The 23,279-nt window shown below is 57.4% G+C and carries 23 protein-coding genes; 13 read left to right on the top strand and 10 right to left on the bottom strand.

Annotation, left to right across the window (positions count from 1 at the left end; all coding sequences use genetic code 11):
* Window positions 1-2 precede the first annotated feature (2 nt).
* Genes ACGK9W_RS00295 through ACGK9W_RS00285 form a run of 3 tightly spaced genes read left to right on the top strand, consistent with a single transcriptional unit; the run spans window position 3 to window position 3,587 of the window.
* Complete coding sequence (locus ACGK9W_RS00295; protein WP_405418641.1) at window positions 3-485, top strand: DUF1833 family protein; 483 nt, start codon at window positions 3-5, stop codon at window positions 483-485.
* Entirely contained in the window at window positions 485-883 is a 399-nt protein-coding gene (locus ACGK9W_RS00290; protein WP_405418639.1) for a hypothetical protein, read from the top strand. Before ACGK9W_RS00295 ends, ACGK9W_RS00290 begins: the two co-directional genes overlap by 1 nt.
* Window positions 873-3,587 (top strand): host specificity factor TipJ family phage tail protein, encoded by a 2,715-nt coding sequence (locus ACGK9W_RS00285; protein WP_405418637.1) that lies wholly within the window; start codon window positions 873-875, stop codon window positions 3,585-3,587. Before ACGK9W_RS00290 ends, ACGK9W_RS00285 begins: the two co-directional genes overlap by 11 nt.
* A 239-nt stretch (window positions 3,588-3,826) precedes the next feature.
* Here the strand turns inward: ACGK9W_RS00285 and ACGK9W_RS00280 are convergent, their stop codons facing one another.
* Window positions 3,827-4,570 (bottom strand): substrate-binding periplasmic protein, encoded by a 744-nt coding sequence (locus ACGK9W_RS00280; RefSeq protein ID WP_405418635.1) that lies wholly within the window; start codon window positions 4,568-4,570, stop codon window positions 3,827-3,829.
* A gap of 304 nt (window positions 4,571-4,874) precedes the next feature.
* Here ACGK9W_RS00280 and ACGK9W_RS00275 point away from each other — a divergent pair, with 304 nt between their 5' ends.
* From ACGK9W_RS00275 to ACGK9W_RS00250, 6 genes are all read left to right on the top strand, one after another.
* On the top strand, window positions 4,875-5,309 hold the full coding sequence (locus tag ACGK9W_RS00275) for a PACE efflux transporter (protein WP_405418633.1): 435 nt from the start codon (window positions 4,875-4,877) through the stop codon (window positions 5,307-5,309).
* Window positions 5,310-5,389: 80 nt separating this feature from the next.
* Window positions 5,390-5,650, top strand: a complete 261-nt coding sequence (locus ACGK9W_RS00270; RefSeq protein WP_008176354.1) for a hypothetical protein — start codon at window positions 5,390-5,392, stop codon at window positions 5,648-5,650.
* Window position 5,651: 1 nt separating this feature from the next.
* Window positions 5,652-6,929 (top strand): O-acetylhomoserine aminocarboxypropyltransferase/cysteine synthase family protein, encoded by a 1,278-nt coding sequence (locus tag ACGK9W_RS00265; RefSeq protein WP_008176355.1) that lies wholly within the window; start codon window positions 5,652-5,654, stop codon window positions 6,927-6,929.
* A 129-nt stretch (window positions 6,930-7,058) separates the two neighbouring features.
* Window positions 7,059-8,111 carry a lipoyl synthase gene (gene lipA / locus ACGK9W_RS00260; protein WP_092030313.1) on the top strand — a complete coding sequence of 351 codons (1,053 nt, stop codon included), beginning with the start codon at window positions 7,059-7,061 and terminating at the stop codon, window positions 8,109-8,111.
* 8 nt (window positions 8,112-8,119) lie between these two features.
* On the top strand, window positions 8,120-9,340 hold the full coding sequence (locus tag ACGK9W_RS00255; RefSeq protein ID WP_288367848.1) for a methyl-accepting chemotaxis protein: 1,221 nt from the start codon (window positions 8,120-8,122) through the stop codon (window positions 9,338-9,340).
* Window positions 9,341-9,388: 48 nt separating this feature from the next.
* The gene (locus ACGK9W_RS00250; RefSeq protein WP_405418630.1) at window positions 9,389-11,875 is read left to right on the top strand and encodes an RND family transporter; all 2,487 of its coding nucleotides are present in this window, start codon (window positions 9,389-9,391) and stop codon (window positions 11,873-11,875) included.
* 435 nt (window positions 11,876-12,310) lie between these two features.
* Here the strand turns inward: ACGK9W_RS00250 and ACGK9W_RS00245 are convergent, their stop codons facing one another.
* On the bottom strand, window positions 12,311-12,775 hold the full coding sequence (locus ACGK9W_RS00245) for a Spy/CpxP family protein refolding chaperone (protein WP_405418628.1): 465 nt from the start codon (window positions 12,773-12,775) through the stop codon (window positions 12,311-12,313).
* 242 nt (window positions 12,776-13,017) lie between these two features.
* Between ACGK9W_RS00245 and ylqF the strand changes: the two genes are divergently transcribed.
* The 3 genes from ylqF to fnr all read left to right on the top strand — a co-directional run bounded on the left by ylqF (window position 13,018) and on the right by fnr (window position 16,106).
* Window positions 13,018-13,887: a ribosome biogenesis GTPase YlqF gene (ylqF, locus tag ACGK9W_RS00240; protein ID WP_008176364.1), complete on the top strand. Its 870-nt coding sequence runs from the start codon at window positions 13,018-13,020 to the stop codon at window positions 13,885-13,887.
* A 121-nt stretch (window positions 13,888-14,008) separates the two neighbouring features.
* Window positions 14,009-15,217, top strand: a complete 1,209-nt coding sequence (gene fabB, locus ACGK9W_RS00235; protein WP_008176366.1) for a beta-ketoacyl-ACP synthase I — start codon at window positions 14,009-14,011, stop codon at window positions 15,215-15,217.
* Window positions 15,218-15,356: 139 nt separating this feature from the next.
* Window positions 15,357-16,106 carry a fumarate/nitrate reduction transcriptional regulator Fnr gene (gene fnr, locus ACGK9W_RS00230; protein ID WP_008176368.1) on the top strand — a complete coding sequence of 250 codons (750 nt, stop codon included), beginning with the start codon at window positions 15,357-15,359 and terminating at the stop codon, window positions 16,104-16,106.
* 27 nt (window positions 16,107-16,133) lie between these two features.
* Here the strand turns inward: fnr and ACGK9W_RS00225 are convergent, their stop codons facing one another.
* Window positions 16,134-17,012, bottom strand: a complete 879-nt coding sequence (locus ACGK9W_RS00225; protein WP_405418626.1) for a sugar nucleotide-binding protein — start codon at window positions 17,010-17,012, stop codon at window positions 16,134-16,136.
* 149 nt (window positions 17,013-17,161) lie between these two features.
* Between ACGK9W_RS00225 and ACGK9W_RS00220 the strand changes: the two genes are divergently transcribed.
* Window positions 17,162-17,518, top strand: coding sequence for a hypothetical protein (locus ACGK9W_RS00220; protein ID WP_053114594.1), 357 nt, complete (start codon window positions 17,162-17,164; stop codon window positions 17,516-17,518).
* A 17-nt stretch (window positions 17,519-17,535) separates the two neighbouring features.
* Here ACGK9W_RS00220 and alr read toward each other — a convergent pair whose 3' ends face one another.
* The 7 genes from alr to rlmB form a co-directional block, all read right to left on the bottom strand.
* A complete protein-coding gene (alr, locus tag ACGK9W_RS00215) occupies window positions 17,536-18,612 on the bottom strand; it encodes an alanine racemase (RefSeq protein ID WP_288367855.1) in 1,077 nt (358 codons plus the stop codon).
* Window positions 18,612-20,018 (bottom strand): replicative DNA helicase, encoded by a 1,407-nt coding sequence (dnaB, locus tag ACGK9W_RS00210; protein ID WP_041644976.1) that lies wholly within the window; start codon window positions 20,016-20,018, stop codon window positions 18,612-18,614. The genes alr and dnaB overlap by 1 nt, the downstream gene beginning before the upstream one ends.
* A 231-nt stretch (window positions 20,019-20,249) precedes the next feature.
* Window positions 20,250-20,696, bottom strand: a complete 447-nt coding sequence (gene rplI, locus ACGK9W_RS00205) for a 50S ribosomal protein L9 (protein WP_008176379.1) — start codon at window positions 20,694-20,696, stop codon at window positions 20,250-20,252.
* A gap of 20 nt (window positions 20,697-20,716) precedes the next feature.
* The gene (locus ACGK9W_RS00200) at window positions 20,717-21,583 is read right to left on the bottom strand and encodes a hypothetical protein (RefSeq protein ID WP_008176381.1); all 867 of its coding nucleotides are present in this window, start codon (window positions 21,581-21,583) and stop codon (window positions 20,717-20,719) included.
* Window positions 21,584-21,609: 26 nt separating this feature from the next.
* Entirely contained in the window at window positions 21,610-21,840 is a 231-nt protein-coding gene (gene rpsR, locus ACGK9W_RS00195) for a 30S ribosomal protein S18 (protein ID WP_007154918.1), read from the bottom strand.
* 25 nt (window positions 21,841-21,865) lie between these two features.
* Window positions 21,866-22,282: a 30S ribosomal protein S6 gene (gene rpsF, locus ACGK9W_RS00190; RefSeq protein WP_008176389.1), complete on the bottom strand. Its 417-nt coding sequence runs from the start codon at window positions 22,280-22,282 to the stop codon at window positions 21,866-21,868.
* Between the two features lie 245 nt (window positions 22,283-22,527).
* A complete protein-coding gene (gene rlmB / locus ACGK9W_RS00185) occupies window positions 22,528-23,265 on the bottom strand; it encodes a 23S rRNA (guanosine(2251)-2'-O)-methyltransferase RlmB (protein WP_053114591.1) in 738 nt (245 codons plus the stop codon).
* Between the last annotated feature and the right edge of the window lie 14 nt (window positions 23,266-23,279).

The following is a 23,279-nucleotide window of genomic DNA, read 5'->3' as shown; positions in this document are numbered from 1 at the left end:
CTATGTTGACCGTAATAGCGAGATCCTACGCCAGCGCCGATGACGAGATCATCCGCACCTTGGAAATACTCGTTTCTAGCGTCGATCCCATCCGGGTCTGCACCGGCTTCATTGACCGGCTGCTGACCCTGGAGGACGACACCGAAGCCGAGTTCGTCGCCGGCCCGCTGTCCATCAAGCGCCCGAGCAAAAGCGCATCTGGCCAGCAAACCCTTTCCCTTTCGATTGCCAACGTCACGTCACAAGGCCAAGAGGCCATCGAGGCGGCACTGGAATCTGGGGAAGAGGTGCCGGTAATTTACCGGGAGTATCTGGCCTCCGATCTGTCTGCCCCTGCCACCAATCCATACCGGATGACCCTGCGCGGGGGCGGCTTCCAGGGGATCATGATCCAGATAGAGGCCGGTTACTTTGACCTGCTGAATACCCAGTGGCCCCGCCGCCGCTACACCGCCGATGAGTTCCCAGGGCTGCGATACATCTGATGACCCTCAACGACCTGCTCAACGTGCCCTATCTCGCCAATGGACGGCAACCAGATGGGGCGGACTGCTATGGCTTGACGAGGCTGGCCAGAGTACATCTGTTCGGTAAGCCGTGGATGCCAGAGCATGGCGCCGTCGAAGGCTCAGACAAGCGGGCGCTAACCAAGGCCATGCTGTCAGAGTCGGTGAATTACCGTGTCTGCGATCCGCGCCCAGGCGCCATTGCCTGCTGCTACCGTGGCAGGCTCTGCACGCACATTGCCATCGTGGTCGAAATCGATGGGCGCCTAATGATCCTCGAAACCGACGAGCCAGGCAAAGGCAGGCATGGTCCTCGCCTTGTAAACCTAAGACTATTCCAGCAGCGTTTCTTGAGAGTCGTTTTCTATGACGATTAAAGTGTACGACACCATCATGCCCGCCGAGCCCGTCGAGGTTTATTACGATCACGGCATGACGGTCGAAGCCTGGGTGAGCAGCCAGACCGAAAACTACACGTCGGGCCCAGTGCAGCGAGTTAGCTGTGCAATCAATGGCGCAATCGTCAACCCGCTGGATTGGGCGAATGTTGCAATTGGCGAAAATGATCTGGTGGAGTTCCGCGTTGTTCCGTTTGGTGACGTTGTTGACGCTTTTACCAGCATTGGCGCATTCCTGGTCAACCCGTTTTACGCAGGGTCCGCACTTGCCGGCCAGGCAGCGGTCGATGCGCTAATTAACATTCCAAGCGCTTCCTCCAGGAGCGGAGGTCGGCAGGGTTCCGATATTGCTCCGGCTGACGCAAAAGCCAATACCGCTCGCCTCGGTCAAGGCGTCCCCGAGCTGTTTGGCAGATATATTCGCTATCCCGATTACGTCAATCAGCCCAGGAAATACTACAAGGATGCACGCACGCAAGTTCAAAACATCATGCTGTGCATCACCTCAGGCCGTTGCCTGATTGAGACGGCCCTTCTAAAACTCGGCGAAACGCCCTTCAGCCAATTGGGAAACTCAATCAGCTATCAGGTGTTTGAGCCCGGAGAGGACGTTTCTGTCCATCCCGCGCACGAAAACTGGTACACCGCGCCAGAAGTGGGGGCCACCACTGGGTCAAGTGGCATTCGGCTTTATCGAGGACGATCGTTATCCTCTGGCCTGACAGGCGCACAGGTAAGCTACAGCGGGCCGGAAATACGAACCACCAGCACCTCTGTCTTTTTCCCTGGCGATTGGGCAACTGGCGACTTCGTTGCCATATCTACTCGCCAATCCGTCACCGTATCAGTCGATGGGGGTGGGCTTGTAACCCTGAATGGCGATTGGGGGGATGCCGATGTTGGTGATGAGATAAGACTAAGATCGACAGAGCTTGCAGAGGCCAACGGCGTTTTCCTGATTGACACGAAAACCGGAAACGACATTACGCTCACGCAAGACGGGTCTCCAATTGCCGGGTGGGCTGCTGGAAGCTATTTGATGTTTTCTCGCCGGGAGGACGAAGATTTCCGTATCGACAGTATCATTTATGACACGTCATTCCCGGATCTTGTAGATGGTTTCGGCCTCTCCCGTTTTGTTGGTGGCGCTGAGGATACGGGCTGGTCTAGTTTCCCGGGCGGCACCGGAGTTGCAGATGTGCTGCTGGCAAGCCGATCAGAGGCCGACGGCTGGGCCGGACCTTTTACCGCGTGTCCAGACGGTGAAACTACCAGTACGGTTGAGATTGATATTTTCTTGCCTCAAGGACAAGGCAAGGTCGATGGAGACACCGTTGTTCCGTTCAGCACGAAGCGGCAAGTTGAAATCCAGTGGCGCGAACTCGGAGCAACCGCATGGAACAGTCAAATATACACGATTGATAACGCTACCAGGGACCAACTCGGCTTCACTTTCCAGCTCGACCTTGGACCCGCGATCAGACCAGAATTCAGAGTTCGTCGCGTGACCACAGAGAGCAGCGAGATTGCAAGTCTTGACCGGATTGAATGGCAAGCGCTTCGATCCAATCTGCCGACTGTTACCAGTTATCCCGGCGTCACCACGATGGCGGTGACTATTGAGGGCACAGACCAGATCGGCAGTGCTTCGAATAACCGAATAAACCTGGTCGCCACCCGGCTACTCCCAGGCATCAGCGGTGGAGCCCTAACCCCCGAAGCCCCAACACGATCGATAGCTGCTGCTGCCGTGCATGTTGCAAAGTCGCTCGGCTATTCTGACGACCAGATCGACTTGGACGCATTCGAGCAACTGGACGCAATCTGGCAAGGAAGGGGTGATTATTTTGATTTTGTGATTGGAGATGGCACAGCAAAAGATGCCATTGATCAGATTCTGCGCCCCGGTTACGCCTCGATGACTTTGAGCACCGGCGTGATCACACCTGTGCGGGACGCGCCTCGGACTCATTTTGAGCAGCCCTATTCGCCGGAGAATATGACGGCACCATTGCAACGCTCGTTCACCAGCCGCAAGCCAGAAGAGCCGGACGGCGTAGAAGTGGAATACACCAACGCTGACACCTGGACAACTGAAACAATAAAATGCTTCCTGCCCGGAGACCAAGGCATCAAGCTGGACAAATTAAAACTCGATGGCGTAACCGATCGAACAAAAGCCTGGCGCATTGGCATGAGGCGGCGCCGATCTCAGCGTTATCGCCGATGGACATACAGTTTTAATACCGAGCTGGACGCCCTGAACTCGGATTATCTCGGCTATGTCCCGCTTGTTGATGATATTCCCGGCTATGGCCAGGCATCCGTGCTGCGTTCGTTAGATACCTCCGGCCCAGTGCCAAAGCTTACTGTGAGTCAGCCTATGGACTGGCAGGATGGGGAAAGTCATGTGGTTGCATACCGTGATGTATACGGCGATATAGTGGGCCCCTTTTCAACAGCTCGAGGAGACAACGATTTCGAGATTATTGCCAACGTATCTCCGTTGCCGGAACTGTCGCCTAGTCAAGAGCCCCCTCATGTGATTTTTGGCACAACTGACCGCTGGAGCTTTCCGGCTCTGATAACAGAAATCAGCCCGCAGGGAGAGCTTGAAGTGAGCGTTACCGCGACGAATTATGATGAGCGGGTATACGCCGATGACGACAATAGCCCGCCGTGACAGTGTGGGCATTTTGTGGCCACGCCATGAACATGGATGCGCATTTATAGGTTAATGTGGGCGAGGGCGTCCGGCACGACCTTAATTAAATCAGATAGTTATAAATGCTGGTAGCACTCATAATGCTGGGGTCGGCGGTTCGACTCCGCCCCTTGCTACCAGTATTTATAAAGCCCGGCTCGTAAGAGTCGGGCTTTTTTAATGCCTAAAAGGTCGGCGGACAACTCACTGACGCTAAGTCAACCTTCTGGATCTCGCTGTCCCCCGGGGATATCCCAGGCCTCATAATTTTTCTCGCTAATCAAGCGGCAGGTTCTTATGGCATCCCTGAAGTCTTCCTTGAGGCGGTTATCCTCTACACTGTGAGAAATGTACATGGACAAATCTATCCAGGCTGCGGTCCGGTCATAATAAGCCCCTTGGTAGTCCTCGAGATACAGGTCCATCATGATCCGAGGCAGAACCACAACATCTACACGACCGAGCCTGAGCATTCGGACAGCCTGCTCCCAATCAGAGACATGAGTTACTTGAGGGCTATCACCTTTTAAAAGCTCTAAACCCGCAAACTTCCGGACAAATCCAAACCTGAGCCCCGTCATGCTGTCTAACGGCGGCAAATCCTGAACCATGAGATACACATATTCCAATTGGAACAACGTACCGCCAAAGTCCGCATACTGATCCCTTTCTACCGTTTGAATTAACGGCAACCCAATTGAAATACCGCCTTTTTCCAGTTGGCGAAGTATCTGGGCCAACGGCATGTTAACGAACCTGAAATCGCCGTCTACGCGGCTAAAGACACAACGATAATAAGGCGCAAAACGACCCACGAGTTTCCCATTTTCCACAGAAATTTCGCGTTCTATATCTGCAAAGACCCCAACAATATTCTGACGTTTCGAATCAGCGGACAGGGACAGAGAAAAAAACAGGAACAAAAAGACATGAAAAATCCTGAGCCATACTATCCTTGGCATGTCCCACCTCCCAAGCATGCGAATACAGTGCATACCTTTTAAGGTATTTAAGCGAACGAACGTGACATTGACTCACACACAACACGAAACGCTTTTTTTATAGTAGTTGTCATATCGGCACCGTGCCCATTTTTTCCAGCCCTTTGCATTGTCCTCTTTATCGGGCGGCGGTTAGACTCCGCCCCTTGCTACCAGTATTCTGGCAAGCCCGTCCCGAAAGCGCCGGGCTTTTGAGTTTCTGGGGACGACCCCACCCTTCCCGGGCAGTGAACGCGGGACGACCCGTCTTCGTACAAAACGTTCTATGAGATCAACCAGAGACAGAGTTCGACAGGCGATTTCCTTTGAGGTTATTGGCCTCCTGCTTTCCGTTCCCCTCGCTGCCGTAACGTTCGGATTCGATATGGGAAGAACCGGAGTTCTTGGTGTGGTTGGCGCCACCATCGCGACAATCTGGAACTACCTGTTTAACCTGGGATTCGATCACGGCCTGAAGCACTTCACGGGCTCAACCCAGAAATCCCTGCGGGTTCGTTTCCTGCACGCGGTGAGTTTCGAGCTGGGTCTGATGCTGATTTTCCTGCCGATTATTGCCTGGTGGATGGGCATCGGTCTTCTTGAGGCGCTGATCGTGGATATCGCGTTCGTAGTCTTCTATCTGGTGTATGCGTTCGTATTCACCTGGAGTTACGACACCATATTTCCTGACACGGATGCCAAGAAATCCAACGCCACTTAAACAAACTTTGACAATCCCGGGGGCAGTAGTCGGATAGGATAGAGGCTTCACCCGAATGCGTTTTAAGGCTGTATCGCATTATGAAATCCCGCCACGCGCTCACCGTGTTCCTGGCCGTTGTTCTGGTTCCCATTGCCCTTGGGTTCGCCGGCGCGAGCGTGAAGGCGGCCATCCTGTCGATCAGTGTTTTCTGGGTCTGCCTGGGGATATTCTTCTACCCATCCATCAGTGACTATCTCAGGTCTGCAAGGAGGGAGCGGGACGATCCTCTAAAGACAAACTCTGTGGCATACTCACGGGCTGAAACCCATAAAGAACAACACACCAGCAAGGACCGTTGACATGAAACCGGAAACCCTAGCGCTGCACGCAGGCTTCAAAAGCGATCCCACTACCCGGGCCGCTACCACCCCGATCTACCAGACCACGTCCTACACCTTCGATGACACCCAGCACGGTGCCGATCTGTTTGACCTGAAGGTTCAGGGCAACATCTACACCCGTATCATGAACCCGACCAACGCGGTTCTCGAAGAGCGGATGGCAGAACTGGAAGGCGGTGTTGGCGCCCTGGCCGTGGCCTCTGGCATGGCGGCCATCACCTATGCGCTGCAGACCATCTGCAAGGTGGGTAACAACATCGTCAGCACCAGTCAGCTATACGGCGGCACCTACAACCTGTTCGCGCACTCGCTGCCGAACCAGGGCATTGAGTGCAAGATGGTTCGCCATGACGATTTCGATGCCGTGGAAAAGGCTATTGATGAGAACACACGCGCCCTGTTCTGCGAGTCCATCGGCAACCCGGCAGGCAACGTGGTCGATATCCAACGCTGGGCCGAAATTGCGCACAAACACGGCATCCCGCTGATGGTGGACAACACGGTTGCCACGCCGTTCCTGTGCCGCCCGATCGAGCACGGCGCCGATATCGTGATTCACTCGCTCACCAAGTACATCGGTGGCCACGGCACCACCGTCGCAGGCGTTGTCGTGGATTCCGGAAAGTTCGACTGGAAAGCCAGTGCTGACAAGTTCCCGATGCTGAACGAACCGGATCCGTCCTACCACGGCGTGGTCTACACAGACGCCCTGGGCCCTGCTGCCTTCATCGGCCGCTGCCGAGTGGTTCCGCTGCGCAACACCGGTGCCGCCCTTGCTCCGTTCAATGCGTTCCTGATCATGCAGGGTCTGGAAACCCTGGCGCTGCGCATGGAACGTCATTGCGAGAACGCCGAGAAAGTCGCGAACTTCCTGCAGGAGCACCCGTCTGTTGAATGGGTCAACTACGCGACCCTGGCCAACAGCCCGTACAAGGCGACCTGCGAGAAGATTTCCGGCGGGAAAGCGTCCGGCATCCTGAGCTTCGGCATCAAGGGTGGCCGGGAAGCCGGGGCAAAGTTCATCGATGCCCTGGAATTGATCCTGCGTCTGGTGAACATCGGTGACGCCAAGTCCCTGGCCTGCCACCCGGCGACCACCACCCACCGCCAGCTCAACCCGGAAGAGCTGAAGAGCGCTGGTGTGAGCGAGGATCTGGTGCGGCTGTCCATCGGTATCGAGCATGTCGACGACATCATTGCCGACATTACCCAGGCCCTGGACAAAGCCCAGGCCTGATAGCGGTCAACCGGGTACGACCAATGTCGTGCCCGGCACCCTCGTGATTGCCCCTATCTGTCTTGTAACTCCCCCGCCAGGCCATTACTCTTTAGTGTTCCCCATGCCCGAATCGAGAGTCCGGTTGCAATGAGCGAAAGCGCAAAAACCCGCATTACCAGTGGTTCCAAATTCCGCAATGAGCATGGCTTCTCGGCCATCAAGGATGGCGTCAAGCGGTCATCGAAGCAGGAAGCCACAACAGCGGAAAAGCGAGAGCCGAAGCCCAAATGGCTCCGGGCACGCATGCCCGGGGGCGAGCGCTATGAGGCGGTACGCAAGAACGTCAGTGAGCACCGGTTGAGCACCGTTTGCCAGGAATCTCATTGCCCCAATATCGGTGAGTGCTGGACCGCCGGCACGGCCACCATCATGGTGATGGGGTCTGTGTGTACCCGGGCCTGCAAATTCTGCGCGGTGGACACCGGCAACCCGAAAGGCTGGCTTGACCATGAAGAGCCGGAGAACACGGCCAAGTCCGTAGAGCTGATGGGCCTTCGTTATATTGTGCTTACCTCGGTAGACCGTGACGACCTGGAAGACGGCGGCGCTGCCCACTATGCCGCTTGTGTCTCTGCCATCAAACAGCGCACGCCGGAAGTCGCCGTTGAGGCGCTGACGCCGGATTTTGATGCTGTGATGGCGGACGTTGAGAAGGTGGTGGATTCCGGGCTGGATGTCTTTGCCCAGAACGTGGAAACCGTCAAGCGGCTGACCAGTCGGGTTCGTGATCCGCGTGCCGGGTATGAAAAAACCCTCCGGGTCCTGGAGCACGCCAAGAAGCACCGTCCGGACGTGCTTACCAAGACCAGCCTGATGCTGGGGCTCGGCGAAACCGAAGAGGAAATCCTGGAAACCATGGACGATCTGCGCGCCATCGGTGTGGATATCCTGACTCTGGGCCAGTACCTGCGCCCTACTCCGAACCACTTGCCGGTAGAACGCTACGTCACCCCCGAAGAGTTCAACCGTTACCGGGAAATCGGCCTGGAGAAGGGCTTCATGGAAGTGCCATCCGGCCCCATGGTCCGCTCCAGCTACCGGGCTGACAAAGTCTTCGATAAAAACAATCTGGGTCTTGCCGTGCCCGAGGTTCCCCAAGCCTCCAATGCCATGCAGATTCCGGTGAAGGCCATCGACTGAGAACATACATGCTGACACTGCTGCGAAATGCCCGGCTGAAGTACAAATTCTGGTTGCTGAACATTGTCGTTTTTGCAGTTCTCTGCTTGCTCGTTCTCTATGCCATGAACACGATTGCCGGGCAGACCGGCCGGTCGTTCAACGAGGTCTTCGCTGATACAGCACCCGGCTTCGCGCTGGTTGTGGCAATACTTATGGTGCTAGAGATGGCCGGGTCCCAGCTGCTGATCTCGTTTATCGAACGCCACGTGAACCGCCTGAAAAACACCATGGTCGACGTTCAGGCTTCGGGCAATCTTAGCCAGCGGGCGGTGGTGGATTCCACCGACGAAATCGGCGAGATGGCCAGCGCCTTCAATGCCATGCAGGACCGCACCGTGGGCGTGGTCCGAAGCATGAAGGAAGCCATCGAACGGCTGCACCAGGAGGTCGAGGAGCTGACCGCGGCCGCCGAAGCCCGTCGGGATGACCTCGGTCGCCAACAACAGGGCGCCGACCGGTCCGCGGAAGTCATCGAAACCATGCTGCAGAGCTTCACCGGCATCGCCGAGCAGGCCGGAATTGCCAAGACTCTCTCCCACGAGGCGAGCGATGCCGCTCGCGACGGCAGCACCCGTGTCGGACAGAGCGCCGACAGCATCCGCAAGCTTGCCGATGTGGTACGCAATTCCGCCAGCAGCGTCGAAGCCCTCGCCGAAAACAGCCATGAAATCAGCCAGGCCATCACCGAAATCCGGGGCATTGCCGAACAGACCAATTTGCTGGCCCTGAATGCGGCCATCGAGGCGGCCCGAGCTGGCGAACAGGGCCGAGGGTTTGCCGTCGTGGCTGATGAAGTCCGTAAACTGGCCCAACGGGTCCAGGACTCCACCGATCAGATTCAGGGTACGATCGATCGGCTTCTAAGCGCCATCAACACCGCCGTAAATCAGATGACCGGAAGTTCTGAGGATGCCACCCGCTGCGTCGAGGAATCCGAGGAAGGCCGCCGTGCCCTGGAAGCCATCAACGAGGTGGTGAGCCGGATCGATCATACCAACCAGGAAATCGCCAACGTCTCGGCAGACCAGACCGCCGGCACCGACGATGTGCTGGCTAACGTTCAGGGCATTCGCGAGACCACCCAGAACATGGTGACCCAGCTTGCCGAGAGCGCGGATATGAGCCGCCGCCTGAAAAAGCTGATCGATTCCCTGGAAGAAGCCTCGTCAAAGGTCACGGTTCACTGAGGTTTATGGCACACTCTGCACTCGTTTGAACTGGCAGAGTAGTTGTTCATGAATCGTCTTCGCGCCCTGTATGACCGCCTGATTTTTCCGCATCCCGTTATTATCCTTGCGGGTTTTGGCCTCCTTCTAGCCATCGCCGCTATCAAATTCGGCGAATTCCGCCTGGATGCTTCCGCCGAATCCCTGGTACTGGAAAACGACCGTTCCCTCGAACAATACCGCCAGGTAAACCGTCGCTTTACCACCTCGGACGATTTCCTGATCGTCACCTATACCCCCGAAGGTGAACTGTTCTCCGAAGATGGGCTGGCCAGACTGGGCGCGTTGCGGGATGAACTGCAAGGCCTGGAAGCCGTGGGCTCCACCAACAGCATCCTGAACGTTCCCCTGCTCCACAGCCCGGATCTGACGCTGGATACCGTGGACAGCGAGATCAAGACCCTGGACGACCACGATGTAACGCCGGACACAGCCCGCCAGGCGCTTCTGAACAATCCGCTCTACCCCAACCTGCTGATCAGCGAAGACGGGCGAACCACTGCCATACAGGTCAACCTGCCCACGCCGGATCGCTATTTTGAACTGCTGAGAAAACGCAACGATCTGAGAGACAAGGCCGATGCCGGCGAAGCCTCCGAGGCCGAGTTGGCCGAACTGGAACGGGTAAAACAGGATTTCATCGACTTTACCGAAACCCTCGGGGTCGAGCGCGATGCCACCATCCGCACGGTTCGCTCCATTCTCGACACCTACCGCGACGGCGCCGACATTCACCTGGGCGGGGTCCCCATGATCGTTGCAGACATGATTCGTTTTATCGAAAACGACCTGTCTACCTTCGGGCTCGGCGTCCTTGCGTTTCTGCTGCTCACCCTGGCGATTATTTTCCGGCAGTGGCGCTGGGTTCTGGTGCCGCTGTTGTGCTGCAGCTTTACCGTCTGGCTGATGATCGGCTTTCTGGGCTGGGCCCAGTGGCCGGTGACGGTTATCTCATCCAACTTTATTTCCCTGCTGCTGATCATGACCCTGTCGCTCACCATCCACCTGATCGTGCGCTACCGGGAATTCCAGCACGACGAGCCCGAGGCCAGCGCCAGAGACACCCTGCGCAACACCGTAATGGCGATGATCAAGCCCTGCTTCTATATGGCCATCACTACCATTGTCGCCTTCGGGTCCCTCACCTTTAGCGGCATTCGCCCGGTCATCGATTTCGGCTGGATGATGACCCTGGGCCTGACCGTGGCTTTTCTCATCACCTTTATTGTTTTCCCGGCCCTGCTCACCCTGTTGCCACCACCACTGGACAGCCGGGTTACCTCTGACAGGGTTCCCTTCACCGATGCCTTTGCGCGGTTCACGGAACACTTCGGCAAGACAGTGTTGGTCGGCTCCGGCCTGATTGCGGTGCTCTGCGTGGTCGGCCTGAACAAGCTGACGGTGGAAAACAGCTTTATCGACTATTTCAAATCGTCCACCGAAATCCATCAGGGCATGATCACCATCGACAACCGCCTGGGCGGTACCACGCCCTTGGACGTGGTTATCACCGACGATCCGCCACCGGAAGGCGTGAGTGGCGGCGACCCGTTTGCCAGTGACTGCGACCCGTTCGTAGAGGACTGCGGTGCCGGAGAGGAATATCGGGATACCTGGTACACCTACCAGAAAATGGAAGAACTGGAAGCGGTTCACAACTACCTGGACGGCCTACCGGAGACCGGCAAGGTGCTCTCGATCAACACCACGCTGGATATCCTCGCCCAAATCAACCAGGGCGAGCCTCTGGACGCCCTGGAACTGGCGTTTGTGCCCGCTGCCGTTCCCGACGACCTGCAGGATACCCTGCTGACGCCTTACATTTCCGAGGAGCACGACCAGGCCCGATTCAGCATCCGGATCCTGGAAACCATGCCGGAACTGCGTCGACAGGAGCTCTTGAACCGCATCCATGAACATCTGACAACGGAACTGGGGTACTCGAAAGATCAGGTACTCTTTGCCGGCATGACGGTGATGTACAACAACATGCTGCAAAGCCTGTTCGATTCTCAGATCAAGACCATCGGCGTGGTCTTCGCCGCCATCATGGTGATGTTCCTGATCCTGTTCCGCTCCCTGAAACTGGCCCTGATCGGCATCGCCCCGAACCTCATCGCCGCCGGCTCAGTACTCGGCCTGATGGGCTGGCTGGGCATTCCCCTGGATATGATGACCATCACCGTGGCGGCCATTACCGTCGGCATCGCCGTGGACGACACCATCCACTACATCCACCGCTTCAAAACCGAGTTTCAGAAAGACGGCGACTATATCGCCACCATGCACCGCTGCCACCGAAGCATCGGCCAGGCCATGTTCTTCACCTCGCTGACCATCATCTCCGGGTTCTCGATACTGGTGCTGTCCAACTTCATCCCGACCATCTACTTCGGGTTGTTTACGGGGTTTGCCATGTTCATGGCTCTGGTTGGGGCGCTTACGCTGCTTCCTCGGCTCATTGTTCTCGTTAAGCCCTTTGGCTCGGGGGTGTAGGTTTGGGCTGGGCTCCTAGCCTTCTAGGTTAGAGGGTGGCTCGGCAGGTGTAGGCCTTTGCCAGAACCGCTACGAGCACATCCATGTGCGCTTGACGTCGGCCATCCTTGGCCGCCGACATTCTGGCAAAGGCCTACACCTGCCAAGCTTCAGAAATAGGAGTTATAGGAAGACACTCCGCACCCAATATCCCCGACAAGCAGTTGAGCAGTGAGCGATGACTGAATCGTTCGAAGAACAGGGGTGTGGCGCCCTCCCAAAAATGTCTGTGGCCAGGGATGGCCACAGCCAAGCGCACATGGATGTGCTCGTAGCGGTTTTTGGGAGGGCGCCACACCGCTGTTCCTCCCCCAAAACCAGCAGGCTAGGGGCACAAAAAAAGGGCCACACCAAAAGATGCGGCCCTTCTCCAACCCAGCTAAAGGGAAAGCAGGATCACTGCATGCCCTGACCTTGCCCCTGCTGCATCTGTTGTTGCATCTGACGACGCTGCTGCATTTGCTGTTGCATCTGCTGCATGCGCTTATCCAACTCGTCGCGCTGCTCTTGGGTAAACACGCTGTCGACCTTCGCCTGCATCAGAGTGGACAAAGCCGCGATCTCGCCGGTCACATCACCCAGTTCTTTGGCCTGCTCGCGAATAGCGGATTCATCAAAGCCTGATTTGATCTCACCCTGCATCTGCTGCTGCAGCGCACGGGCTTCCTGACGGAGTTCTCCGATCTCGCCCTGCATCTCGTCGATGATGGCACGGATTTCAGTTTGCTGATCTTCGGTCAGCCCCACCATCTGTGCCAGTTGATCTACCTGATCCGGCTGGCCACCGGATTGCTGGGCCATGGCCGGGACCGACAGGCTGAGGGCTACCAGGGCAGTACCAAACAGTTTTACAAGCTTCATAAATGTCTCCGTTAACAGGGTGGCCACAATCTGAATACCACCGACATACATTGGTTTCATCGTTCAGGGACTACACCCTAAAACATACGGATACGGTTTTTCACCCCGATCAGCCCTCTTTTTGTACATACTTCTCAGTATCCCGCGCCAAAAGCCGCCACACACGGGGATCCAAACAAATGTGAAAGTTTGGTCATTCCCCTTCATAATGGCGCCGTTTAACCACATCCGGAGCAGACAAGATGGCCATTAACTGGTTTCCAGGGCATATGCACAAGGCCCGCAAGGAGATCAAAAAAGTCATGCCGCAGATGGATCTCATCATCGAAGTGGTTGACGCGCGTATTCCTTTCAGTAGCGAAAACCCGCTCGTGCCGGCCCTTCGTGGTGATACGCCACTGATCAAGGTATTGAACAAGCGCGACCTGGCGGATCCAGAAATTACCGAGCAGTGGTTAGCCTGGCTCGAGAAAGAACGTGGGGTTCGCGCCATCACGCTTACCCACAACCAGCGCAATGAGGCACTGTCCATCCTCAAGCTGGCGGAAGAGATGACGCCCGGTCACGATCGCCAGAAGAGCGCATTGCGGGTGATGATCCTGGGCATTCCGAACGTCGGCAAGTCCACCCTGATCAACACACTGGCGGGACGACCTGCGGCCAAAACCGGGAACGAGCCGGCCGTGACCAGGGCCCAGCAGGCCATCAAGCTGCCTAATAACATTCTGCTCTACGACACCCCCGGCTTTCTCTGGCCTAAGCTGTCCCCCGAAGCCTGCGGTTACCGTCTGGCGGTTACCGGGGCGATTCGAAGCGCGGTGCTGGATTTTGAGGATGTCGCCATGTTCGAGGCCGAGTACCTGCTGGAAGCCTACCCGGAGCTTGTGCGGGCCCGCTACGGCTTTGAGGAACTGCCGAGAGATGCCCTGGCGCTGATGGATGGCATTGCCGCGAAACGCCGATTTTTCGGGCGGGGCGGCGTTCCGGACCTGCACAAGGTCTCGGAGGTACTTCTCAACGAATTCCGGTCGGGCAAGCTGGGACGCATTTCCCTGGAAACCCCGGAAATGGTCGAACGCGAAGCCCGGGCCGCCGAGGAGGCGGCAGACTGAGCGCCTCCTGAGCTCCCCTTACCAAGGTCAAATATCGTATCCGGGCCAAAGCGCCTAGACTGTCAAATAATGTTATTGATCGCAGGATCGGCCATTTCGGCCGGTCGGAAAGGAGGAACTTATGAGACGCGTCGTCGTCACCGGCATGGGCATTGTGTCCTGCCTCGGAAACTCACTGGACGAGGTCACCCAGAGCCTGAAGAATGGAAAATCAGGCATCCGCTTCAACGAAACCTATAAGGAAATGGGCTTCCGGAGCCAGATTGCAGGCTCGGTGGATGTGGACACATCCGTTATCGACCGCAAAATCCGCCGGTTCATGGGCCCATCCGCCATGTACAGTTTTCTGTCCATGGAGCAGGCCATCGCCCAGGCGGGGCTGACCGAAGACCTGATCTCCAACGACCGCACCGGCCTGATCGCCGGCTCCGGCGGCGCTTCCTGCTCAAGCCAGGTGGAAGCCACCGACATCATGCGCGAGAAAGGCGTGAAGCGCATCGGGCCCTATATGGTCCCCCGCATCATGACCAGCACGGTGTCCGCCTGCCTCGCCACCGCCTACAAGATCCGTGGCGTGAACTACTCCATGTCCTCGGCCTGTGCCACCAGCGCCCACTGCATCGGCCACGCCATGGAACAGATCCAGGCTGGCAAGCAGGACATCGTGTTCGCCGGCGGCGGTGAAGAAGAGGACTGGAGCCTGACCATGATGTTCGATGCCATGGGGGCGCTGTCCACCAAATACAACGATGCCCCTGAAACGGCTTCCCGCCCCTTCGATGCCGGCCGTGACGGTTTCGTGATTGCCGGCGGTGGCGGCATGATGGTGCTGGAAGAACTGGAACACGCGAAGAAACGCGGCGCCAACATTATTGCCGAGCTGACCGGCTACGGCGCCACCTCGGACGGCTATGACATGGTTGCGCCGTCGGGCGAAGGTGCCCAGCGCTGTATGAAGCAGGCGATGGCCACCATCCGGGGCAAGATTGACTACATCAATGCCCACGGCACCAGCACCCCGGTTGGCGACGTTGCCGAGATGGGCGCGGTGCGGGCCACTTTCGGTTCCGACATCCCGGCCATTTCCTCAACCAAATCACTCTCTGGTCATTCGCTCGGCGCTGCCGGTGTTCAGGAGGCCATCTACTCGCTGCTGATGCTGCAGAACGGGTTCATTGCCGGCACCAAGAACCTGAACAATCCGGACGAGAAAATCAGCGATATTCCGCTTGTAGGCCCTGAAGGTCGGGAAGCCTCGCTGAACACCGTGATGTCCAACAGTTTCGGATTCGGCGGAACCAACGCGTCCCTGGTATTCGAGAAGCTCTGAAACCGCGATGCATAAGGGCCTGCGGGCCCTTATTTTTTAAAAATATATTCTAAGATCATCCAGCTTGATTATTGGCAAAGACGGCCATCCGTATTAAGGTACATAGTTGACATGGATCAAATCGGACGGATTATCACGTATGGCTCAAGCAATTCCGTTTCGTCAGGCATCTCCCCTCAAGGCGTCCTGCCACCAGTGCAGTCTGAGCAACCTGTGCCTGCCCCTGGCAATTGAAGAGAATGACCTCGACCGGCTGGAAGACATTGTCCAGCAGGGGCGGATCTTCAACCGTGGTGAACACATCTTCGACCAGAGCACGCCCTACCGCTCCTGTTTTGCGGTAAAAAGCGGCTCCATAAAGACGTCGATCATTACCGAGAATGGCGAGGAACAGGTGACGGGCTTTTTCATGCCCGGAGAGCTGGTAGGCCTGGACAGCATTGGCAGTGAACATTATGCGTGCACCGCCAAGGCTCTGGAACGAACCAGAGTGTGTGAGTTCCCAATGGAGAAACTGGAGGAGCTGACCGGCAAACTGCCCGAGTTGCAGCACCACATGTATCATCTGATGAGCCAGGAGATACAAAACAGCCATCAACTGGCCATGCTACTGAGCAAGAACACCGCTGAAGAGCGCATTGCTGCACTGCTCTTGTCGCTGTCCAGCCGATTCCAGCGCCGCCGTATGTCGCCGACCAACTTCAGTCTGCCCATGGCACGGAACGACATCGCAAACTTCCTGGGCCTCGCCGTCGAAACGGTAAGCCGGGTATTCACGCGCTTTCAGAATCAGGGCATCATCAAGGCCCGGGGCCGGGAAGTCGAACTTCTGGATATCGAAGCCCTGCAGATGGTCAGCCGGGAATTCTCCCGCCAGTGCAATAACTGAGAAACCACTTTTTGCCCGCCGATGTCATCAACCGGCGGGCTCACTCTCCACTTCCCTGCCGTTATTCTTTTTCAGCATGGTCAGTTCATCCACCAGGCCAGAGCGCCATGGCATCTGTTTGATACCGAACGTATTGCGGATCTTGGTGCAGATCAGAGTGGTATTGACCGGCTCGAGATGCCCCCACTCCGGCACCTCATCTACCACCCGGATACCTTCAGGAATCCCGGGAAGGCCGGCAATTGCCAGGCCCAACTCGTACAGATTGATTTCCTCGGCACCGGCGTACTGATACGTCCCCCAGACTTCGGCACCACAATCGAGCTGAAGCACCACTGCTTCAATCACCCGGGCCAGATCCCGGACCGCCACCGGCTGCCCCCGGCAACGTCCCGGCAGTGACAGGACCTCGTCGGCCGCTGTGCTGACCTGCACCTTGCGGATAAACCGCGCCAGGCTCCATCCGGTCCGCAGGATAATGTGTCTGGGCAGCAGAGTGCGCAGGGCCTGCTCGCACTCCCATTGCCAGTTGCCCAGTTCATTCACCGGTTGCCCCGGATTGGAAGTGATGTAGCCGCTTTGCTTTCGTCCATCAAACACGTAGCAGGAGGAAAGCTGGAACAGCGCCATGCCACGATCACGGGCGAACTCGGCCATGGCCACCGGTAAAGAGAACGCCGCCATATGAGCGCCCTCAGGGTCTTTCTCGGCAACCTCCGGATCTGCCATCCAGAGCGCATTCACAATCAGGTCCGTATCCTCGGGGATCCAGTTGTCCAGCGCACCCAGGTCCGCATTGGAGGGATCGCTGACAAGCAAAGGGCTGACGTGCAGGTGCGTTGCCCGCAAGCGCTCCAGCAAAACCTTCCCCAAAGGGCCGTAATCGTGAACAACAAGTACATGCACGAGGATTCAATGCCTCCCGATATCACTGATGTGACGTTATTTCGGAACCGGTCTGGCCAATGGCTTCTGGATTCCGGCGCCTACACTGATGCAGTCTGAATTTAATGCTTTGCTATTTCTTTCAAGAGCATACAACAACAGGAACTGTCATGCTGAAACAACAGAGCCACATTGTGGCGCCGATCCCTGATGAGTTGCGAACCCGGGCCCTGTATACCGTCGGCGAACTGCGCGAACGCGGCAAGGCCGACAAGGAGGCCATCGACAAACTCTTCAACCTGATTGTGGACATGACCGAAGAAGGTCTGGACTTCTTTTTCCTGGAGCCGCTTCGTCGCCTGCATGCCAGCAGCATGATGATGGGCATGGCCAAAATGGGCATCAGCAGCATGCTCAAGGGCAGCAAGATGGTCGTGCACAAGGTGCTCAAAAAGCTGGACGACCGCAGCCTCGCTGCCATTCTCGACTTTATCGAGGAAATCATTCACGAACCGGAACCAGGCTGAAAAAGCGCGCCACAGCGCTACCGGTATTGCCGCGGTACCCGCCCGGTGATGCCGGTCATCAACTCGTAGGAGATAGTGCCGGCACAGGCGGCTACCTCATCGACCCCCACGGTGCGACCCCAGAGTTCAACGCTGTCACCCTCCTTCGCATCGGGTGCATTGGTGAGGTCCACCGCCAGCATGTCCATGGATACCCGGCCAATCAGTCTGATCCGCTGGCCGTTGATCGCCGCAGGCGTATTGGTGCCGGCATGCCGGGGGTAGCCATCACCGTAACCGATCGCGACCATGCCCATCCGCGTGTTCCGATCGGCAACCCAGCCAGCCCCATAGCCAACGGACTCGCCCGCCGGCACCAAGCGGGTGCTGATCAAGGGGGCCTCAAGCGACATTACCGGCTCCAGGCCAAGTTCGGGACCGGTCGTGCCCACCATTGGTGAGCCGCCATACAACATGATTCCGGGGCGGCTCCAGTCAAACATCGGCTGGCCCGGTCGAAAATGGGCGGCCGAATTGGCAACGCTCTTCATTAAATCCGGGAACGAAGACGTAGCCTTTTCGAACACCGCAGTCTGCTGCGCCGTCATTGCGCTGTCTGGATCGTCGGCGCACGCAAAATGCGTGACGAACCCCAGGAGCTCTGTATCAGCGCTCATGGCCTGTAACCGGCTCATCACCCCGGCCAGCTCGTCCGGATGAAAGCCGAGACGGTTCATACCGCTGTTCACTTTCAGCCAGAAAGCGGGCCATGTATCCAGACGCTCCAGCCACGCCAGTTGCTGGAAACTATGGAACACCGGCTCAAAGCCACTCCGGGCGCATTCAGCGATATCCGCTTCAGCATGGACGCCCTGAAGCAGGACGACCGGCTGTGTCAGACCTGTTTCCCGAATGGCACGCGCTTCTTCCAGGCAAGCCACTGCGTATTTCGGCGCCAGGCTATCCAGCGCCGAAGCCACCGGCCCGATACCGTGGCCATAGCCATCGGCTTTCACCACGGCCATCACACTGGCCCCGCCTGCCCGCCGCTGGGCAGTCTGGAAGTTCCGGCGCAAGGCGTCCAGATCAATCCGGGCAATCGTACTGCGGGGCATCAATACTCCCCGCCGTAGTCGCTGTAATCGCCGTGGGCCAGATCTTCGAATTTCGTGTACTTGCCGATAAACGCAAGTCGGATGGTGCCAATGGGGCCGTTCCGCTGCTTACCAATAATGATCTCGGCAATGCCCTTGTCCGGGGTGTCCTCGTTGTAGACTTCATCCCGGTACACAAACATGATGACGTCGGCGTCCTGCTCGATGGCGCCGGATTCCCGCAAATCCGAGTTCACCGGGCGCTTGTTGGGCCGCTGCTCAAGGCTCCGGTTAAGCTGGGACAGGGCCACCACCGGGCAACTCAACTCTTTGGCGATACCCTTCAGTGACCGGGAAATTTCCGAGATCTCAGCGGTCCGACCCTCGGTGTTGCCGGGCACCCGCATAAGCTGCAGGTAGTCGACCATGATCAGGCCAATCTTGCCGTCGTTTTCCCGGGCAATACGGCGCGCCCGGGAACGCATCTCGGTAGGGCTCAGGCCCGGCGTATCGTCGATATAAAGCGGCTTGTCTTTCAGAAGGCTCACCGCCGAGGTCAGCCGGGGCCAGTCGTCTTCTTCCAGCTTGCCGCCGCGAACCTTGGTCTGGTCAATGCGCCCGAGCGACGAGAGCATACGCATGGCAAGGGCATCCGCCGGCATCTCCATACTGAACACCAGAACCGGCGTGCCGGTGCTGATCAGGGCATTCTCGACAATATTCATCGCAAAGGTCGTCTTACCCATGGAGGGGCGACCCGCCACGATGATCAGGTCCGAAGGCTGCATGCCCGAGGTCTGCTCATCCAGATCCTTGAAACCGGTGGTCAGGCCGGTGGTCTGCTCACCTGACTCAAACAGTTCCTCAATCCGGCTCAGGGTCTTGGCCAGAATGGGGTTGATGGCCTGCGGCCCGGAACCCTCCTTGACCCGCGCTTCGGCAATCTGGAAAACGCTGCGCTCAGCCTCATCCAGAATCTCATTGCTGTTTCGCCCGAGTGGATTAAAGGCCGAATCGGAAATCTTGCCGGACACCTCCACCAGCTGGCGCAGAATGGAGCGTTCCCGGACGATATCGGCGTAGGCACGGATGTTGGCTGCACCCGGGGTTTTCTCGGCCAATTCCGCCAGATAGGACAAACCACCGGCATCTTCGATATCACCGGCCCGCTCCAGGAATTCGGCGAGGGTGACCACATCCAGCGGCTCACTCTCACTGGCAAGGCGCTCCACAGCGCCAAAGATCAGCCGGTGGTCCTGTCGGTAAAAATCGGCGGCCGAAATCACCTCGGAGATCTCGTCAAACCGGCGATTGTCCAGCATCAGGCCGCCCAGGACTGCCTGCTCTGCTTCGACAGAATGAGGGGGAACCTTGATCCGGCTGGTTTCGAGATCGGTACTCGCGGGCTTCAGATTGGGCTTGGCCATGAACACATCTTCAGTTGCACATCATAACCACGACAGTTTAAGCGACCTGCCGAAGCAATGGGAGGGGGTTACAGGGCCTTAACAGCATACCAGAAAGCAACAGGCCCGAAAGCCGCGAGATGCGGTTCGGGCCTGTCAGGTTGGCCGGCACCAGCCTCTAAAGAGGCAGTGGGGCCACCAGCGTATTACCAGAGCCGGGGCAACCCCAGCACCGTTTCCAGAGAAAACGGCTTACTCGGCAACAACCGCCAGCTTGACGCTTACTTCAACGTCGGAGTGCAGCTGAAGCTCAATCTCGTACTCGCCAGTCACCCGGATCGGGCCTTCCGGCAGACGAACTTCGCTCTTCTCTACTTCGGTACCACCGGCAGTGATCGCGTCAGCGATGTCGCGCACACCGATAGAACCGAACAGCTTGCCTTCTTCACCGGCCTTGGAGCTGATGGTGAAAGCGGCACCCTCGAGGGCCTCGGCGCGGGCCTGGGCAGCAGACAGCTTCTCAGCAGCTGCTTTCTCAAGCTCGGCACGACGCTCTTCGAACGCCTTCAGGTTTGCTTCAGTGGCAGGTACAGCCTTGCCATAAGGAAGCAGGAAATTACGACCGTAACCGGCCTTAACCTTTACCTTGTCACCCAGGGAGCCAAGGTTTGCAACTTTCTCGAGCAGAATAACTTCCATCTCGTTAACCTCTTCGTGCTTTATTCAGCCGGCCCGGCAGGGCTTATACGCCTCCGGATATCCAGCCAGCTATCCACAAAAGCCAGAACCACTAACAGAATCATCAGGCTTGGGCCCAAAAGGATCAGCGCTACATAAAACATCGCCAACCAGTTCCCACTGAGCTTTTTCAAACCAACAACGCCGTGTACCAGTGCCAGGCTGGCCAGGAACAGCGGTGTTCCCGCAGCCCAGGCAAGCAACATGGAATTCAGCCCGAGGATCGGACCAACCACCATGGTCACTGCACACAACACCGCAATCGGCGCCGACAGCCGCAGGCTATGGAATTCCTTGCGGAACCCACCGGGGTTATAAAGCCCCGCCTGCCAGGACCGCGCCAGCATGGTCATGCCCACACCCGTTGCCAGGTAGGTGCCGGCCATACTCGCGTTCATCGTGTCGCGGATAACCCTGTCGAGGTCATCGCCGAGACTCTGCGCGATTTCGGCATTGTACTGTTGGTAAAAGCTCACCCCGGCCTGGACCAGATCATCCAGCAAGCCCGGGTAGACCACAGGCAACATCAGGCCTGTGACGATTGCGAGAAAACTTCCCGCAAGCAGGGCTTTTTCCCAGGACTGCGTGGTTCTGATCAGCGACGCCATGAGCATCACCTGGAGCAATACAGCCAGAGCGGTCGGGTCCTGCCCGAAAATGCTCCAGCCAAGCGCCGGAAGTAATGCCCAGAGCCCGATATTGAGCCCCTGGCTGATGCCAAGCCTGAGAATAACCAGGCCGACAACGGCTGCGCCAATCCAGAACAACAAGGGCACTGCAGTCGTGACTGCTGCTACCCCGCCGGCCTGGAAGGGACCGCGCATTACATACTGTGCAAGTGCACGCATGGTCCCAAGTCCTGTGTTTCTGTTACTTAGTTATCGTGGCTGTCCGAGTACGGCAGCAGTGCCAGGTAGCGGGCACGCTTGATAGCGGTAGCCAGCTGACGCTGATAACGTGCTTTGGTGCCGGTGATGCGGCTGGGCACGATTTTGCCGGTTTCAGTGATGTAGCCTTTCAGGGTGTCCAGATCTTTGTAATCGATCTCCTTAACACCCTCTGCCGTGAAGCGGCAGAACTTACGACGTCTGAAAAAACGAGCCATAACTTAACTCCTCAACTCCGGTTAATTACTCTTCTTCGTCCTGGGTTTCAGCACGCTGACGTGGCTCGTCAGATTCGGCTGAACGACGCGGGCGATCATCGCCGCCACGACGGTCTTCACGGGACTCGGAAGCTTTCATCGGGGACAGGTCTGTATCCGCACCATCACGGCGCAGGATCATGTCGCGGATGATTGCATCGTTGAAACGGAAGTTGTGAGTCAGCTCGTCCATCGCGGCCTGTGAACATTCAACGTTCATCAGTACGTAGTGAGCCTTGTGAATCTTGTTGATCGGGTATGCCAGGTGACGACGGCCCCAATCTTCCAGGCGATGTACCTTGCCGCCATCTTCAGTGATGACGCCGGTATAACGCTCGATCATCGCGGGCACCTGCTCGCTCTGATCCGGATGTACCATAAAAACGATTTCGTAGTGACGCATGAGTTCTCCCTACGGTTTAAACAGCTTCCTTTTTACCGGTACGGCGTTGAACCCGCGACCGACAAACATGAAAGCAAGGAGTTGACAGCTGCTGCTGCCGGTTTCTTTTTGCTTTATCAATAAGGCTTTACAAGAAAGGCTTGATCAAAAGCTTGGCCCGGTATTGCCTGCAATCAGGCAATACAAAACCACCCCTTAAAAAAGGGGTCACGTATTCTAGGCGGGGAAGGCCCTGTGTGCAAGGGTTAACCAAGCCGCTGGCGCAGTGCTTCGTATAGGCAAACACCCGTAGCCACAGAGACGTTGAGGCTGTCTACGTGGCCGAGCATGGGGATATTGATCAGCTGATCGCAGTGCTCGCGGGTGAGCCGGCGCATACCCTTGCCTTCGGCGCCCATCACCAGCGCTACCGGCCCTTTGAAATCGGCTTGGTAAAGGGTGGCGTCCGCCTCACCGGCGGTGCCAATCAGCCAGACACCCTGATCCTGCAAACTGCGCAGAAAGCGGGCAAGGTTGGTAACTCGCACAAACGGCACCGTTTCGGCAGCCCCACAGGCGACCTTTCGGGCAACCGGCGTCAGTGACGCAGACTTGTCCTTGGGCACGATAACCGCCTGAACACCAACCGCGTCGGCGGTGCGCATGCAGGCACCAAGATTGTGAGGATCGGTTACGCCATCAAGTACCAGCAGGAACGGCGGTTTGTCACTGGCGGCCAACTGGGCCAGCAGATCATCTTCGGTCCATTCCCGGCTTTCACTGACAGCCGCCACAACACCCTGATGGACACCGGACACCCGCTCATCAAGCTCCTTCCGGTGCACAACCTTCCATTTCACCCCAAGGCTGTCCAGGGTATCGGTAATGCTCTTGACCCGCTTATCCTGCCGGCCGGTCTGGATCCAGACCTGCTGAAGACGCTCAGGCTCGCGCTTGAGGACAGCCTCAACCGCGTGCCAGCCAAACACAAACTCTCCGGACACTGGTTCTGATTCCT

It is taken from the genome of Marinobacter flavimaris (genome assembly GCF_045057155.1).
GTDB classification, from domain to species: Bacteria; Pseudomonadota; Gammaproteobacteria; order Pseudomonadales; family Oleiphilaceae; genus Marinobacter; species Marinobacter manganoxydans.
This window is presented reverse-complemented; position numbering and strand designations above follow the sequence as displayed.

Bases quoted from the DNA above. Each gene is read 5' to 3' on its own strand.
- ACGK9W_RS00295 (WP_405418641.1), top strand. From the start codon at position 3: ATGTTGACCGTAATAGCGAGATCCTACGCCAGCGCCGATGACGAGATC.
- ACGK9W_RS00290 (WP_405418639.1), top strand. From the start codon at position 485: ATGACCCTCAACGACCTGCTCAACGTGCCCTATCTCGCCAATGGACGG.
- ACGK9W_RS00285 (WP_405418637.1), top strand. From the start codon at position 873: ATGACGATTAAAGTGTACGACACCATCATGCCCGCCGAGCCCGTCGAG.
- ACGK9W_RS00280 (WP_405418635.1), bottom strand. From the start codon at position 4,570: ATGCCAAGGATAGTATGGCTCAGGATTTTTCATGTCTTTTTGTTCCTG.
- ACGK9W_RS00275 (WP_405418633.1), top strand. From the start codon at position 4,875: ATGAGATCAACCAGAGACAGAGTTCGACAGGCGATTTCCTTTGAGGTT.
- ACGK9W_RS00270 (WP_008176354.1), top strand. From the start codon at position 5,390: ATGAAATCCCGCCACGCGCTCACCGTGTTCCTGGCCGTTGTTCTGGTT.
- ACGK9W_RS00265 (WP_008176355.1), top strand. From the start codon at position 5,652: ATGAAACCGGAAACCCTAGCGCTGCACGCAGGCTTCAAAAGCGATCCC.
- lipA (WP_092030313.1), top strand. From the start codon at position 7,059: ATGAGCGAAAGCGCAAAAACCCGCATTACCAGTGGTTCCAAATTCCGC.
- ACGK9W_RS00255 (WP_288367848.1), top strand. From the start codon at position 8,120: ATGCTGACACTGCTGCGAAATGCCCGGCTGAAGTACAAATTCTGGTTG.
- ACGK9W_RS00250 (WP_405418630.1), top strand. From the start codon at position 9,389: ATGAATCGTCTTCGCGCCCTGTATGACCGCCTGATTTTTCCGCATCCC.
- ACGK9W_RS00245 (WP_405418628.1), bottom strand. From the start codon at position 12,775: ATGAAGCTTGTAAAACTGTTTGGTACTGCCCTGGTAGCCCTCAGCCTG.
- ylqF (WP_008176364.1), top strand. From the start codon at position 13,018: ATGGCCATTAACTGGTTTCCAGGGCATATGCACAAGGCCCGCAAGGAG.
- fabB (WP_008176366.1), top strand. From the start codon at position 14,009: ATGAGACGCGTCGTCGTCACCGGCATGGGCATTGTGTCCTGCCTCGGA.
- fnr (WP_008176368.1), top strand. From the start codon at position 15,357: ATGGCTCAAGCAATTCCGTTTCGTCAGGCATCTCCCCTCAAGGCGTCC.
- ACGK9W_RS00220 (WP_053114594.1), top strand. From the start codon at position 17,162: ATGCTGAAACAACAGAGCCACATTGTGGCGCCGATCCCTGATGAGTTG.
- alr (WP_288367855.1), bottom strand. From the start codon at position 18,612: ATGCCCCGCAGTACGATTGCCCGGATTGATCTGGACGCCTTGCGCCGG.
- dnaB (WP_041644976.1), bottom strand. From the start codon at position 20,018: ATGGCCAAGCCCAATCTGAAGCCCGCGAGTACCGATCTCGAAACCAGC.
- rplI (WP_008176379.1), bottom strand. From the start codon at position 20,696: ATGGAAGTTATTCTGCTCGAGAAAGTTGCAAACCTTGGCTCCCTGGGT.
- ACGK9W_RS00200 (WP_008176381.1), bottom strand. From the start codon at position 21,583: ATGCGTGCACTTGCACAGTATGTAATGCGCGGTCCCTTCCAGGCCGGC.
- rpsR (WP_007154918.1), bottom strand. From the start codon at position 21,840: ATGGCTCGTTTTTTCAGACGTCGTAAGTTCTGCCGCTTCACGGCAGAG.
- rpsF (WP_008176389.1), bottom strand. From the start codon at position 22,282: ATGCGTCACTACGAAATCGTTTTTATGGTACATCCGGATCAGAGCGAG.